The organism is gamma proteobacterium symbiont of Axiagastus rosmarus, from assembly GCF_059730925.1.
Window position 1 is genome coordinate 537129 of the sequence record NZ_AP035925.1, and the last position, 15315, is coordinate 552443.

At 52.9% G+C, this 15315-nt stretch carries 12 protein-coding genes and 1 pseudogene; 7 read left to right on the plus strand and 6 right to left on the minus strand.

The features are described 5' to 3' along the window. Nucleotides 1-13: 13 nt before the first annotated feature. Complete coding sequence (ddlA, locus tag AC6I8F_RS02565) at nucleotides 14-1108, minus strand: D-alanine--D-alanine ligase (RefSeq protein WP_021509683.1); 1095 nt, start codon at nucleotides 1106-1108, stop codon at nucleotides 14-16. A gap of 269 nt (nucleotides 1109-1377) precedes the next feature. Here ddlA and AC6I8F_RS02570 point away from each other — a divergent pair, with 269 nt between their 5' ends. From AC6I8F_RS02570 to AC6I8F_RS02580, 3 genes are read left to right on the plus strand one after another with little or no spacing between them, the layout of a single operon-like run. Beyond that, nucleotides 1378-3690 (plus strand): type I secretion system permease/ATPase, encoded by a 2313-nt coding sequence (locus AC6I8F_RS02570; RefSeq protein ID WP_498028446.1) that lies wholly within the window; start codon nucleotides 1378-1380, stop codon nucleotides 3688-3690. After that, nucleotides 3687-4928: an HlyD family type I secretion periplasmic adaptor subunit gene (locus AC6I8F_RS02575; RefSeq protein ID WP_021509681.1), complete on the plus strand. Its 1242-nt coding sequence runs from the start codon at nucleotides 3687-3689 to the stop codon at nucleotides 4926-4928. The genes AC6I8F_RS02570 and AC6I8F_RS02575 overlap by 4 nt, the downstream gene beginning before the upstream one ends. Before the next feature lie 5 nt (nucleotides 4929-4933). Further along, nucleotides 4934-6787: a TolC family protein gene (locus tag AC6I8F_RS02580; protein ID WP_498028447.1), complete on the plus strand. Its 1854-nt coding sequence runs from the start codon at nucleotides 4934-4936 to the stop codon at nucleotides 6785-6787. Here the strand turns inward: AC6I8F_RS02580 and AC6I8F_RS02585 are convergent. The 5 genes and pseudogenes from AC6I8F_RS02585 to AC6I8F_RS02605 all read right to left on the minus strand — a co-directional run. Next, complete coding sequence (locus tag AC6I8F_RS02585) at nucleotides 6784-7929, minus strand: MFS transporter (protein ID WP_498028448.1); 1146 nt, start codon at nucleotides 7927-7929, stop codon at nucleotides 6784-6786. The genes AC6I8F_RS02580 and AC6I8F_RS02585 overlap by 4 nt on opposite strands. Further along, on the minus strand, nucleotides 7926-8459 hold the full coding sequence (locus AC6I8F_RS02590) for a TetR/AcrR family transcriptional regulator (RefSeq protein WP_498028449.1): 534 nt from the start codon (nucleotides 8457-8459) through the stop codon (nucleotides 7926-7928). The genes AC6I8F_RS02585 and AC6I8F_RS02590 overlap by 4 nt, the downstream gene beginning before the upstream one ends. Nucleotides 8460-8586: 127 nt before the next feature. Beyond that, on the minus strand, nucleotides 8587-9891 hold the full coding sequence (gene yjjJ, locus AC6I8F_RS02595; protein WP_498028450.1) for a type II toxin-antitoxin system HipA family toxin YjjJ: 1305 nt from the start codon (nucleotides 9889-9891) through the stop codon (nucleotides 8587-8589). A 578-nt stretch (nucleotides 9892-10469) separates the two neighbouring features. Next, the gene (locus AC6I8F_RS02600; RefSeq protein WP_498028451.1) at nucleotides 10470-10991 is read right to left on the minus strand and encodes a hypothetical protein; all 522 of its coding nucleotides are present in this window, start codon (nucleotides 10989-10991) and stop codon (nucleotides 10470-10472) included. Nucleotides 10992-11001: 10 nt separating this feature from the next. Continuing rightward, nucleotides 11002-11751 (minus strand): annotated as a pseudogene (locus AC6I8F_RS02605) (phage integrase); the annotation flags it as partial. Between the two features lie 289 nt (nucleotides 11752-12040). Here AC6I8F_RS02605 and AC6I8F_RS02610 point away from each other — a divergent pair. The 4 genes from AC6I8F_RS02610 (at nucleotide 12041) to AC6I8F_RS02625 (ending at nucleotide 15301) form a co-directional block, all read left to right on the plus strand. Next, nucleotides 12041-12229, plus strand: a complete 189-nt coding sequence (locus tag AC6I8F_RS02610) for a hypothetical protein (RefSeq protein ID WP_215481585.1) — start codon at nucleotides 12041-12043, stop codon at nucleotides 12227-12229. Between the two features lie 286 nt (nucleotides 12230-12515). Beyond that, a complete protein-coding gene (locus AC6I8F_RS02615) occupies nucleotides 12516-13334 on the plus strand; it encodes a hypothetical protein (protein ID WP_498028452.1) in 819 nt (272 codons plus the stop codon). 2 nt (nucleotides 13335-13336) lie between these two features. Continuing rightward, nucleotides 13337-14086, plus strand: a complete 750-nt coding sequence (locus AC6I8F_RS02620; RefSeq protein WP_498028453.1) for a hypothetical protein — start codon at nucleotides 13337-13339, stop codon at nucleotides 14084-14086. A 69-nt stretch (nucleotides 14087-14155) separates the two neighbouring features. Further along, a complete protein-coding gene (locus AC6I8F_RS02625) occupies nucleotides 14156-15301 on the plus strand; it encodes an RES family NAD+ phosphorylase (RefSeq protein WP_498028454.1) in 1146 nt (381 codons plus the stop codon). Nucleotides 15302-15315 lie beyond the last annotated feature (14 nt).

Below are 15315 nucleotides of genomic sequence, written 5' to 3' on the forward strand. Positions count from 1 at the left end.
ACGCCATCGCAGGTTACACGCTGCTTTTCAGCTGGCTGGATTGCTGATGACGCTGCTGCGCCAGCTCAATCAGGCGGGTGATCAGATCGCTGTAGCTCAGGCCGGCCGCCTGCCACAGTTTGGGATACATGCTGATGTTGGTGAAGCCGGGTAATGTATTCACTTCGTTGACAATAATGTCGCCCGTTTCGGTGAGGAACACATCGACGCGCGCCATGCCAAAGCACTCCAGCGCCTGGAACGCGGTAATCGCTACAGCCCGAATGGCCTCGCTGGCTTCCGCACTGATGTCAGCCGGTACCACCACCTGCGCGCCGCTCTCGCTGATATATTTGGTGTCATACGAGTAGAAAGCGTCGTGCACCACAATTTCACCGCACGGGCTGGCTTCTGGCGCCTCGTTACCCAGCACCGCGCACTCAATTTCACGGCCGCTGATGCCCTGTTCAATCAGTACCTTGCGGTCAAAGCGGAACGCCAGATCCAGCGCCGCGTCGAATTCATCCGGCTGCGTCACTTTGCTCACCCCAACGGATGATCCCTGATTGGCTGGCTTGATAAACAGCGGCAGGCCAAAGCGCGCAATCACCGCCTGTACATCCAGCGCCGCGCGCTGCGTCTGGGTGACGCTCAGCCACGGCGCCACTTTCAGGCCGGCATCGCGCAGCAGGCGTTTGGTGAAATCTTTGTCCATGCTGACCGCGGAACCCAGCACATCCGACCCGACAAACGGCAGATTGGCCATGCGCAGCAGTCCCTGCAGCGAGCCATCTTCGCCCAGCGTGCCGTGCACAATCGGGAAGATGACATCCAGCTGCGACAGCGGCTGCGCCTGCTGCCGCGTAATCAGCTGTTCCGCGCGGCTGCCGGGCACCAGCGCTACATTTTCACCGGAGCGGTTCAGGGCAATCAGCGCCGGATTGTCGGCGTTGAGCAGAAAGCCTGAAGCGTCATTCAGATGCCACTCGCCCTGTTTGTCGATCCCCAGCAGCACCACGTCGTATTTGTTTTTATCGATCGCCTCAAGAATATTTTTGGCCGACTGTAAAGACACTTCATGTTCGGCCGACTTGCCGCCAAATACGATACCTACCCGCTGTTTTGCCATTGCTCTTTGTCCGGTTGCAGTAAAGCGAGCAGCTAAGATAACACGCCCAGGACAGCGCTCAACAGCGCCGCGATTATTCTGCAATCGATCGGTCGCCAGACCGCATTCAATCGGGCTTTCTCCGCTTTATTCACAAATATTCTCCACCGTTTGAGACAAGTCTTGGACGGCCTGAAAGCTGCCTTCTGTCAGAATTTTCCCAATTCAAAGAAAAGTCTGCGGTGGACGATGCGTCCACCGTTTTTTGTCAGGTTTACAGGAGTCGGGAAATGATGGACCAGAAGCAGAATGCCGTGGAGCAGGATGCGCGTTCTGTTGCTCGTATCGAAACCACCGTGGATGACACGCTGTTAAAAAGCGTGGCGTGGATTTGCAAACACTACAAACGCGAGAAGAGTGAAGAGGCGCTGGTCGCCGGCCTGCCAAAAGCGACGCTGCTGTCGCCGTCGCAGGCGATGACCGCTCTGGAGAACGCTGGCATTACTGGCGGCATGGTTGAACGCCGCCTGCAGGATCTGCCGGAGCAGCTGATGCCGATGATTCTGCTGCGGCAGAACGGCGGCGGCTGCATTGTGCTGTCGCGGCGCATTCACACCAATGAGGAGAATCAGCGCGAGCTGCGCTTCCAGCTGATTATGCCGGAGGTGAGTGATAAAGCGGTGGAGATGAGCCTGGCGGAGCTCAACGAGATTTACGCCGGCTTTGCGGTAATGGCGAAACCGGCGGCGGTACTGGATGAGCGCGCCAGCGAAATGCTGCCGGAGGTCAAAGGTCACTGGCTGTTCAGCACCCTGTGGCGCTACCGTCGTTACTACCGCAGCGCCGCCATTGCCGCCGTGCTGATCAACGTGCTGGCACTCTCCAGCATCTTCTTCACCATGAACGTCTACGATCGCGTGGTGCCGAACCAGGCGTTTGTTACGCTGTGGTCGCTGGCGATTGGCGTCACCATCGCCATGATCTTCGAAGCCATTACCCGCTTTGTGCGGGCACATCTGCTGGACATGGCGGGCAAAAAGGCCGACCTGGTGCTGGGCAGCATGCTGTTCCGTCAGGCGTTGTCGATCCAGATGGAGCACAAACCGGCCTCATCAGGCACTTTCGCCAACCAGATCCGTGAATACGAATCGGTGCGCGATTTTGTTGCCTCGGCGACGCTGGCGGCGATTTCGGATCTGCCGTTTATCCTGATGTTCGTCGGCGTGATCTTCTTTATCAGCGGTCCGCTGGCGATTATTCCGTTGATGATGATCCCGCTGATCATCATCGTCAGCGCCGCGATCCAGTGGCCGCTGGCGCGCATCATGAAGGAGAACCTGCGCGATGCGTCGCTGAAACAGGGCGTGCTGATCGAGTCGGTTGAAGGCATGGAAACGCTGAAAGCCGTGGGCGGTGAGGCGCATATGCAGCGCCGCTGGGAGAACTTCAGCGCGCTGCAGTCGGCTAACTCAATGAAGTCAAAACGCTATTCGACGCTGGCAACCGGCGTGGTGACCTTTCTGCAGCAGTTTCAGACCGTGATGCTGGTGGTGGCCGGGGTTTATCTGATCAACGCCGGCACCTTCACCATGGGTGCGATGATCGCCACCGTGATGCTGGCCAGCCGCGCCACCGGCCCGCTGGGTCAGGTGATTGGTCTGGCGGTGCGTTATCAGCAGGCCAAAGCGGCGCTGACCTCGCTGAATAAGCTGATGGAGATGCCGGTCGATCGCGACAGCAGCAAAACTTATCTGACCGATCCGCCGCTGACCGGCGAGATCTCGCTGAGCAATGTCAGCTTCTCTTATCCGGCACCGCCGATGAAGCCCAATCCGGAAATCCTCAAAGACATCTCGCTGACTATCAAGGCCGGTGAGCGCGTGGCGATTCTTGGCCGCATCGGCAGCGGTAAATCGACGCTGTTACGCGTGATGGCGCGTCTGTATCAGCCGGTGAAAGGGCAGCTCTCCGCTGACGGACTCGATGTTAACCAGATCGATCCGGCCGACTGGCGCAAAGCGGTGGGCTTCGTCAGCCAGGATGCGCGCCTGTTCTACGGCACGCTGCGCGAGAACGTGATGATTGGCCGGCCGGATGCCACCGCGAATGAACTGCTGCGCGTGCTGAATCTGACCGGTCTCGATCACGTGGCGGCGCGCCATCCGAGCGGCATCAACCTGTCGGTCGGCGAGGGCGGTGAAGGGCTGTCGGGCGGTCAGCGTCAGTTAGTGTCGCTGGCGCGAACCCTGCTGACGCGGCCCAAAGTGCTGCTGATGGATGAACCGACCAGCGCCATGGACAGCATGACCGAAAGCCAGTTCCTTGCGCATCTGCGTCGCGCCAGCGAAGGCCACACGCTGATCGTCGTGACGCATCGTCCGTCAATTCTGGCGCTGGTCGACCGCATCATCGTGGTTGAGGAAGGAAAAATTGTCGCGGATGGCCCGAAAGAGCAGGTGCTGGCCGCGCTGGAAGGTAAAGGTAAAACCCGCCAGCCGCCGCGTCAGGCGGTAGAGCAGGCGGCGCGCGCACCCGCGCCGGCTAACGATGCTTCGGCAACATCAGAGCCCGCCGTCGCCGCGGCAGAGGAGGCCGCAGTATGATCAAATTAATGCCATGGCGCAGCCGCAGCAAAAATCTCTCCGCTGCGGATGCCGAATTCATGAATGACGTGCAGGCGTCCCTGCTGTCGCAAACCACGCCGGGATCGAAACTGGTGATGTGGATCATCATCGCGGTAATTGGCATCGGTCTCACATGGGCAAACTATGCGCGGGTGGAGGAGATCACCAAAGGCGACGGAAAAGTGATTTCCCGCAGCCGCGAGCAGGTGATTCAGAGTCTGGAAGGCGGCATTCTCGCCGAAATGAACGTGCGTGAAGGCACGGTGGTCAACCGGGGCGACGTCCTGCTGAAAATCGATCCGACGCGTGCGCAATCAAGCTATCGTGAGGCGCTGAGCAAGGTGATTGGCCTGAAGGGCAGCATTGCGCGTCTGCGTGCCGAAGCCTACGCGCAGCCGCTGACGTTTGACGAGCAAGTGCAGAGCGATCCCGCCGTGGTTGCGCAGGAGACCAAAGCCTATGAATCACGCAAGCGCGCGCTGAACGACAGCATTAACTCACTGCAGCGCAGCTATGCCCTGTCGATGCGTGAAATTCGCCTGGCGGAGCCGCTGGCGGCGAAAGGATTACTGTCTGAGGTTGAACTGCTGCGCATGCAGCGCCAGGCGAACGACATCCAGGCGCAGATTGTCGAGCGGCGTAACCGTTACCAGTCTGATGCCAACACCGAACTGGCGCGGCTGGAGCTGGAACTCAGCCAGGTAAGCGAAAACCTGATTGGCCGCGCGGACGTGGTCGAGCGCACCACCATTACCGCACCGGTGCGCGGCACGGTGAAAAACGTGCGCGTCAACACCATCGGCGGCGTGATTCAGCCCGGTGAGCACATCCTGGAAATCGTGCCGCTGGAAGAGCAACTGCTGGTGGAGGGCAAAATCCGTCCTTCTGATGTCGCCTTCCTGCGTCCGGGGCTGCCGGCCAAAGTGAAAATCACCGCCTACGACTTCGCCATCTACGGCGGACTGGATGGCCACGTGGAATACATCAGTCCGGATACGCTGAAAGACGATCAGAAAGCCGCTTCCGGCCGCCCGGATGACACTTATTACCGCGTGTTGATCCTCACCGATAAAAGCACGCTGCACGCAGGCAACAAAGATCTGCCGATCATTCCCGGCATGGTGGCCACGGTGGAAATCCGCACCGGCGAGAAAACCATCCTTGATTACCTGCTGAAGCCGGTACTCAAGGCGAAAGAAGCCTTCCGCGAGCGTTAATAACCATGAAAAATAATAATATGCACCGTCGCGCAGCGGCGCGGCGCCTCTCTTTGCTTGCCGGTTGCATTACGGTCATGATGGCCCCGGCCATCAGCGTAATGGCCGATTCGACCAGTGAACTGATGATGTTTGCCGAGATGAGCGGACATCGCCCGGCCGCCCCCGCTGCGGCACCGGTACGCAGCGCGCCGGTGCAGCGCGTGCCCGTTGCGCCAGCCCAGCGCTTTGCAACCGCGCCGGCACCGCAAGCGATGTTTACGCAACCTCAGGCCGCGGCGGTTGCACCACCGGTCGCCGCGCCACGCGCTCAGCCGGCACCAGCGCCGGCACCTTCACCGGCCCCAGCGTCAGCAGCGCCGATTGCACCACCGCCGGTGCAGCCGGTACAGGGCGGCGGTTTTCTGACGGAGGAGCAGCGCCAGCCGGAACCCAGGCAGACGAATCCGCTGCTGAAATCGGTACGCACTTTCAACCCACAGCAGCCTGCGCCGGTGCCGGTGAATGAAGCAGAAGTAAAAGCACAGAGCGAGTTCAGTTATGTCAGTCCGCCAGTAGCGGAAACCAGAACCACTGCCGCCGATGCCGCCGTGGCGCGTTCACCGGTCAGCCTGAGCGGCGCGGTGGATGAAACCGTGGCTGAATCCGAGCTGCGGCAGAAATTCCTTTCGGCCGCGCGCATCACCTGGCGCATCAGCCCGGCGCTGAAATCGTCCGTGGCGCAGACCGATGCCGCCGCTGCCAGCGTGGATGAGGCGAAAGGGCAGCGCTGGCCACAGCTGGATGTCAGCGCCAGCTCGGCCACCAAAGAGTTTGGTGGCGGGGTAAAAAGCGACGGTAGTCAGAGCAACGTGCCGGCGCTCGGCGTGTCGATGGCGACCAACCTGATTGATTTCGGCCAGACCAGCCGCACTATTGAAAGCCGCGAAGAGCGCGTGACCTCGGCGCAGCAGGCGGCGCAGGCGCAGCGAGAAGAGCTGGCGATGCAGGTCAGCAACGCGCTGATTGAGTGGAACAAGCAGCAGCGGATCATTGCCATTAGCCAGCAGTACGTGGCGCGCATGACCGAACTGACCACCATGCTGAGCGGCATTGTGCAGTCAGATACCGGTCGTCGCAGCGAACTGACACAGGCCAAAGGCCGATTGCTGCAGGCGCAGAGTTATCTGGAGAATGCCGAGTCGCGCGCGCGCGATGTCGAAATCACGCTGAACCGCCTGATGGGCAATAGTCGCGTGACGCTGCCAGCCAGCGATCGCTGGGCGATGAATTTTGGCGATCTCAACCGCCAGCTGGCCAGCCTGGATTATCATCCGCTGATCCTGCGCGCCAATGCGGAAACGCGAGCGGGGTTTAAAGAAGCGGAGGCGATTAAAGCTTCCGGCCTGCCAAAACTCAACTGGACGGTAACCAAAAGCACGCGTGAGGATCAGCTCGGTCGCCAGCAGGCGTGGCAAACCGGAATCAACGTTAGCTGGGGCCTGTTCCGCGGTGGTTCAACCAACGCGCAAGAGATTGCGGCGATTAAACGCGCCGAAGCCAGTCGTCAGCAGGTGCAGGAGCAGCGGCGCGATCTGGAGAATCGCGTGCGCGCCGCCAGCCAGGATGCACATTCGATGGCCGATCGCGCCGTGCTCTATAAGAGTCTGATTGTCGAGTCTGACCGCATCCGCAAAGACTTTTTCGATCAGTGGTATCACCTCGGACGCCGCTCGCTGCTGGATGTTCTGAGCGCCGAGAGCGATCTGTATAACAACCAGGTAAGCGAAGTGAGCAATCGCTTTGACAGCTACGCGGCGATCATTCGCGGCTACTCCAGTGCCGGCATCCTCAGCCGCTGGCTCACCACCGGACGTTAAGCGTCAGCGCGCTGTGGCGGGTTAGCCGGTACCAGAAATAGCAGCGCAACCGGGATGGCAGCGAACAGCAACAGTGCCGCAGCGGCGCTGCTGCTGTAGATTTGCGCAAAGAGTATCGCCCCGCCAATTTGCCCAATCGCCAGCGTCAGAAACGCCGCCGCCACGCCGGAGGCCGCATTCTGTGGCGTGGCAGCGGCACCCGCGACCAGCAGAATACCCGACAGCGTGACGTATCCCGCGCCGCACAGTGCCGCCGCCGGTACCAGCCAGTAGCTAAAGTGGGTGAGCACCGCCAGCAACAGCAGCGGTACGGCCATCGCCAGCTGCGCCAGCCAGTACACCTGACGCATACCGATGCAGCGTGCCAGCGGGCCGGTCAGCGCGCCGAGAATGCCGGCCGCGCCGCTAACCAGCCACAGCATACTGGCCTGGCCTTCGTTCAGGTGGCTGTGCTGGCGTAACACATCCGGTCCAAAACACCACCACGCCGCGCTGGCGACACCGCTAAGAAAAGCGATGATGATCACCCGCTGCAGCGCACGATTGTGCAGCCGATCGCGCCAGCCAACCGGCGATCTCTGTGGATCGGCACGACCGGCGGGCAGACAATAGCGTGCCAGCAACAGGCTGATTAACGCCAGCGCGGCAAAACAGCAGCAGGCCGCGCGCCAGCCGCCGGGCATCAGCATAAAAATGGGTACTGACACAATTATGCCCGCGCCGGTGCCAGCGTTAATGAGCGTGTTAGCGGCGGTTTGCCGCGACGCATCAATGCGCAGGCTCACGGCACTGGCGAGCGCCGGCGAAGCCAGCCCGGCACCAAGACCGGCGATAAACAGTCCACCGGCAATCAGCCATGCGCTGCCGGCAGCGGCCAGCAGCAGTAAGCCGAGCATAGCCGTCAGCGCTGCCAGCATGGCGGTGTTGCGCACGCCCCAGCGTTCCAGCAGTAGCGTGGCGCCGGGCGTGGCCAGGCAGTAAGCCAGATAGCTGCAGGCGGCCAGCATACCCGAGGAGCGCGGGCTGAAGCTGATCTGTTGCGCCACCTGCGGCATCATCATTCCCCAGGCAAAACGCGCCAGCCCGTAGGTCACGGCGATCAGCATGAAGCCGCTTAGCGTCAGGCGGAGTGAGGTTTTCATGACGCACTCGCCATCAGTTGCTCAGCCGCCAGACGCGCAGTGACCGCGGCCTGCGGACCGTCAATCAATCCGGCCATAATCGCCCCTTCAAACAGTATCCAGATGGCTTCGGCCAGTGCTGAGGGCGAATTCCTGTGCGAGTGCGCCAGGCAGGCACGGATATAGCCGCGCTGCCAGTAACGATAATCCAGCGCCTGCGCCGCCAGCTCAGCATCCTGCTCCGCATACTCGCCGTACGCTTTGGCAAAAAAGCAGCCGAGCGATCCTTCCGCCCGCATCCACTGTTCCAGCACCGAAAACAGCTGGCTGATAGCTGCCGGATCGTCTGGCTGTGACAACAAATCGGCAAAGCGCTGCCGACGCGCGGTCATCACCGCGGCAGTTAACCGCTCGCGCGACGGGAAGTGCTGATAGAGCGTACGCGTGGAGACCTTCGCCTCACGGCAAATGTAATCGGTACTGGTGGCATGAAAACCGTTGTTGTAGAACAGCCGCTCGGCAGCGTTCAGGATATGTTGTTTTTTACGCATACCTTAAAAAGTAAACCGATCGTTTTACTTTTGCAAAGTTGCGGGGGCAAAAATCGGGTGCGAGGCGGTTAATCACCGCCTGTTTCGAGGATACAGCTTTGAAGGAATTATCAATGAGGAAACGCGCTTAGCCGAGTCGGGCGATGCGCGCTCGGGCCTCATCCAGATGCTGTTGTAACGCGGCGAGGCACGGCGCAAAACGCGCTGAGAAACCATCGCAACTGTTCGCCAGAGACAAAAATTCCTCCGCCAAAGCCAGCGCTTCCCGCCATGTATCGCTGCTGACCACTTCCGGCAGTGACGCTGGCCGCAGCGTATTCACGATGGCGCCGCCCGCTCTGGGTGCGAAGCCCATCGGCAGAATGTCATATGCCGGCGCGAGGTGGTATGGACGGCCATGGCGACTGATAAATGACAGGTTACCGGCGTGCATGTCGGTATTGCCGATCAGCATGCCGAATGCCCAAAGCCGGGTCGTGCTTTGGGCGGTCTCGGGCTGAACACACTTTTCCGCTACAAGTTGGTTGACGAGGACCGGCCAGCTTGCACTGGCATTGCCGACGAACTCCGCATCAAGCGCCCGCAGCGAAAATACGCCGATGCGGCCCATTTTGCCCACCCGATCAAAGCGGGGGATTTCGAGGAAGCGCTGCCCTGCAATATCAAACACTTCGGTCTCTACACCCAGTACTTTCAGGGCCAGATGTTCAGCCATCAGCAGATCGCGCCAGCGTTCGCTGACTGGGTTGTCATCTGCTGCGGTGAATTTCACCAGCACATGACCGCGTTCGCTATAGGTGCAGAATTTTGGCTGCTCGCCACCCGCAGATGAGCCCGGCACCTCACCAGCGCCCGCGGCCCGCGCCAGCTCGGGATACGCCGTCTCGCGCTCCACGGGAGTCGGTTCGGGCATTTCCAGGAAACGGCTGCGCGCCTGCTCGCCGATCAGCAGGTTGCCGATCGCATCATGACCTTGCGCCAGCAGCGCTCTGACGACATCTGCGTCCGCCCATTGTTCGGGATTCGCCGGCAGACCGAGCCCGCTGGCATAAGTTGAGGCATACGCTCTGCCGAGATAGCCCTGCGGTCGCATGTCAAACAGCCACCACGGCAGCCCGTCACTGTGAAAGCTTTTCTGGTCCGCCTGCACCATCACAAACCCTTCCGGACGAACAGGAATCAGCTCGCCGAGAGGTTTGATTTGCCCTTCATCGGTAACGCGATAAATCGGAGCCGATCGGAATCCGCGAAACGTATCCCGCAGGGCATATTGAATAGATGGACCCGCCCCGATTTTGACGATGTCATCACCCAGTTCTCTAATCGCACGGGAAAGCGTAGGCTGGCTTATACCCATTTTTTCAATGAGTTGCCTTCCTGCCATCGGCCCGCTATAGAGAAGCTGGCGTATGGTTTCCGCATGCGTGGACATAGTGTTGAATCGCTTTATGAATAGATAGATGAATAGATTTTTGAATGGGTAATTTAACAGGTAAGTAGAGAGGAGTCACTGGGATGTACTGCGCCTGATGTGCAAAATGTGTGGTTCTGCGGGGAGTTGAGGTTGCATGCAGGTTTAGCGAGGTGGATTCTGGCAAGGTTGTCTGTAAGAGGTGGTTGTTAACACAATGGCAGTATGAGTCGGAAAGGCCGGCAAAACAGGTGATCTCAGGTTGAAAATGGGAAGGGTGCTGCGCATTGGCGTTTTAACTGTATCAGCAAAAAACGCTGACCTTGCATCGCTATTGTTTAAATCTAAATAGCAAAGCCACCTGTTTAAGGGTGACTCAAGTAAATCAGATCAACAAGTGATTGGCGGCATTCGCTAAGTTAGAACCACTGAACAAGCGATTATGAGTCCCATTTTAAAGTGACAGAAATCAGTAAGTTGCTGATTTTTATATTTCCTTTAGGCCGTATAGTGATGAAAAGTGGCACATAGCGTTGCGCTCTGCTGCCACTTTGCTGCCAATACACCTAATTTTGAATAAGCAGGCTTAAACCGAAAAGTTACTTTCCTTCAGACATATCATACGCATTGATAGGATTAGAAAGAGTAACCTCTTTGCCACAACCGTCATCACTATCTTGTCCTGATAGAAAATCTTGAAGAGTATAACAATAAAAATAGTTAATTGAGTTTCCTCCAATAGGCATTATGAAAAGTAGATGTGCTTTTCTACCATCAGTAGATAATTTAGAGAGTAGATTTTGGTACTCATTGAGTCTTTTATTATCAATAAAGAATTTATCGTTTTTAGGAGTGTGGTTTTTGGCGTCAATTAAAATCAATTCAGATGGGTCAGAAGTAAAAGCAATAAAATCAGGTCGAGTTCCATCATTCAACCACTCTGGTTTTGTTTCATATTCTTGTTCAATACAAAAATATCTAGTTTTCCATAGATCTAAATAGCCTTGAGTTATTAACTCACCAACTTCACCCGAAAGTTGTTTGTGGTCATCTTTGTATTTTTTCGTATCCCCCTTTTGGGGAGCAACTAATCGAAGCATTAATGATATTTTATCTAACATTTGATGTTCTTCACTTTTCTAATTTAGTTAAGGGGTTGAGATATTTGGTCTCACTTAAATGGTCTGGTGCAAAATGTGCATACCTCATTGTCACTTTAATATCGGTGTGCCCTAATATCCGCTGAAGCACAAGAATATTACCCCCGTTCATCATGAAATGAGACGCGAAGGTGTGTCGCAAGACGTGCGTAAGCTGCCCAGCTGGCGTCTCGATGCCAGCACGTTGCATAGCTTTTCTAAAAGCTGAGTAACATGGTTTAAAGAGCAACTGCGCCTTTCTAATGGATGGTAAATCAGCCTGTAATTTTTCAGTTATCGGCACCGCTCGGTTTTTCTTTCCTTTAGTTTTCACGTAGATGATCTGACCGGCGCGGATTTGATTTCCCTTCAAGCCTTCAGCTTCACTCCATCGTGCACCAGTTGCCAAGCAAATTTTCACAATGGTTGTCAGGTCTTTGGAGCGGCTGTTCTCACATTCAGCGAGAAGGGTTCTAATTTCCTCAATGGTGAGATACGCCATCTCCGATTCACTGATTTTAAATTCGCGAACGTTCTCTAACGGGTTCGGTGCGGTCCATTCATCTAACCGACGTAGCTCGTTAAACATCGCCCTGAAATACGCTAGTTCTAAATTCACCGTACGCGGCGTAACCGTCTTCACTCGGCTGGATCGAGTGATTTTCCCGCTTAACCGCTGCTCGCGATAAGACGCAAAAATCTTCGCGTTGAATTCGGTAGCCAGTGGATTTCCCATCGCTTCAGAGTTCTGTCAATAACTGTACGGGGCCGGAGCGCCGACGATTAGAGCTGGAGTTGAAAGCCCGTGGTTTTGAGGGGCACGAGGAAGAAATTAGCCTCCTTTCCAGAGGATGCAGCCTAAATGCGGGGGCGAGGCGACGGCTTTTTTACCAGAACGGAAGGCTTCAGGAGGCTAAATTGGACCGGTGACAATCTGGAGCAATCCCATTGAAAGATAAACAAGAGTTTCACATTAATGTGAGTCTTCTATACTGTATGTATATACAGTTAATTATTGGGTGGGAGGCAGCATGCAGGATTTTCTTTTGGAGTCGGTGAAGCTCCAGCGCATTGATTTGTTTTTGAAACTTGTTGCTGTGAGTGACTGCACAGAGCTGGAAAAGAGCATGGCAATTGAGTGGGTTGCAGAGCTAACTGATGAGCTTATGGCGCGGTTACGTAATCACGAATACAGTCGGTCAATGCAACAATTAGAGTAGGAATGTGTGGTCCTGATAGCCACTGCGAGCGTGCAAGTCTACGCTGCATGAATTCGCATGATCCAAAAAAGGATCACATCTCTCTCGGCCCGCCTGTTCTGGCGGGCTTTTGCTTATGTCGTGCAGTGCATGAAAACCACTGCGCAAAGCGGGCAGGCGTGGCGGGGGTACGAGCGCGCGCAGTGGGTACGATTTAAGAACTGATTGAAAAAAAATAGAAGCGCGTGTAATTTTTAGGAAAAGTCCTAATTCTTAATCTTTTCTTATTGATCTCAAGGACAAGACGATGCGCGTAAATTATGACGTAATAATTGAAAGTGGCACTGATGAAGTAGATATGGAATACGGAATAACAACATTGGGTGGCACATCAGAAGTTATATGTCTTTTGGCTGAGGCAATACTACGTAAAAGGATTATCCGAAGAAGAACTCATGTAAATCCTGCTCGTGCTGTTCTCAAAAAAAACTTCACAGGCTCATATGGCCAAAACTTTGATTTGATCATCAACGAGCCAGAATTGATTGCGGAATTAAGAAAAATATCAAAACCTGTTTTCAATGAAGTAATGGGTTACTTCATTGCTCAATCCTTGTATTTGGATGCTGGAGATGTTTCAGACGAAGCTGAAAGTGTAATTGAAGGTTTGTCAGATATCGAGGATGAACTTATTAATAGAATCAGAGCGCCTCTCAAACGTATGCATGAAATAAATATCAAGAAAAATTATGATATACAGTTGAATTATAAACAACGAAATTTAGATAAAATGAGAGTCATAAAACTTACCACGGCAACAGCGACAAATCTTTTTCATTCCAGTATAGCGGGGCGCCCGGAAGAAATAAGAGCGTATATTACAAGATTTAATGCCCGCACGGGTAATGGTAGATTAGTTCTTGAGGGGGAGGATGATACTGTGGCTTTCGGATTTTATAGCCCATTAAGAATAATCCAGTTAGAACAAAAAAGGATGGTTTCTGCTAATTTGCATACTAATAATGCTGCTCAGGCTGGACGTTATACCTACCTCACTCTTAGGGTGAGCAGGGTTAATATCAATAGTGGTGAAACAATCAAGTATTTGATTCATTCGGTAAGCTAATAATGATTAAACTAGCATGCTTTCTACTAATTGGATTTGTATGGGGAGTGTATATTTTAAGGTTTGGACTGAGCTTTTTAGTTGAACAGGGCGCTGATGTTTGGGGCCAGTTCGGTGATTTTATGGGAGGAGTCCTTAACCCAATTCTCAGTTTTACATCTATATGCCTTTTAATTCGCTCTGTAAATTTTCAACTGGAATCAAATAAGACATTAAGTAATGAAATTAAGCGACAAGAGAATTTAGAAGATTATAAGCGTTTTGAAGTGAGATTTTTTAGTTTACTTGATGCTCAACAGTCTAATTTCACAAGATTTCGTATTCTTCTTGAAGAAAGTCAGGATAATGTTTCTGTTATCGATCAAGGTGAGCATCTTATATATGAACCGATTCAGACTGAATATAAGGCTGGCAACGCTGTAAGTTATATTGATGACTGTCTGAGTGTGCTAGTTAAGGGAGGGGTAGATAAAAATCGCATAACTTCATGGTTAGAAGATTTGGATGTTGATGATCATTTATTCTCTTTAGTAAGACGGTTTTTTCTTTTAACCAAATTAATAAATGAAAAATACTCAGGTGATAAAAAAGAACAATTTGAATTACTGATTAGCTTAACAGATGATAAACTTCTAACAATGATTGCAATAATGACTGACTACTACGACTGGGATAACATAAAGTACATAAAAAATAGTAATATTTTAAACGTTGCTGGTCTGAATGGATATACCAGTAGCTACAAGAATTAACTGTTTCATAAGCGGATAGATCTTTGTGAAAGTTAATTTTTATTTTAATTGAAGTGATGGAGATCTGGTATGTACATTTGTGTGAAGCATATTAAAGATAAAAGTTTAAAATCGCTCGCTAAGAGAAACGCTTTTCATCACACTTGTGATGTATGCAATAATGATGATATTGCTATTGATACAAACGATGCAGATATTCATACTATGCTTAAGGCCATTGTAAGGTATAATTTTGATGAGTATGAATACAATAGTCATTTTGGTGGGGAACATAGTTTCTTATCAATGATATTTGAAATGGAGGTGTTTGATGATCTGCTCAAAGAAGATAGGTATTTCGATGAGTTAGATGGGGATTTTAGTGTCATGAATGTCTATGACGATAACGGAGTTTCCATTTATGCAGGGTATTCTGATGGTCAACAAAACATGTTACTGCAAGGGATCAAAAAAAATCCTTCACGAGATATTTTAGAAATAGAAAATGATATAAAAACAAAGAATTATCATGTTTTTGAATCGCATCTTTCAGATTTGCTAGATAATTATCAAGACTCGTTCTCTATAGATGTAGATCCCAGAGAAGTTCTTTTCAGAGCAAGGAGAGGTGTTTCTTCCGTTAGGTATGCTTACGGTGATTGGGGTGAAGATATATCGTTCTATAAGCCTTTTCAAGATAAAGATATTGGTTCTGTCCCTGTTATTAAAGCTGAGGCTGGAAGAGCTAACAGAGTGGGTGTGTCCTATTTGTATTGTGCAACTGATGAATATACGGCCATTTCTGAAATACGACCGCATCCTGGAGATGTTGTTTCGCTGGGCTCATTCAGGGCCAATAAGACACTAAAAGTTTTTGACCTTAGTGGTCCTAATTTATTGAATTACTATAGCACAGATTCCGAATTGGAAAATTTAAGGGATTATGCTGCTATTGCTTATTTCTTTAATAAATCTACTCCGCCGAGTATTGAAGGGCGCTATTTAGTCACTCAGCTTATCGCCGAAGGTATTAGGAGGAAAGGTTTTGATGGCATAGTTTTCATTAGCACAGTTGGTAAGGGGAAGAACTACGTATTTTTTAAACCTGATGAATTAAATTATATTCCTTCAAGCATGAAAACTTGTGAGATAAAAGAGGTGAAGTATCATTTTGAGCGGTGCTTACTTGAGGGTGTTGACGACCAGTTTTATGTTTATAAAGATGGGGAATATTAATTTTTGTGATATGC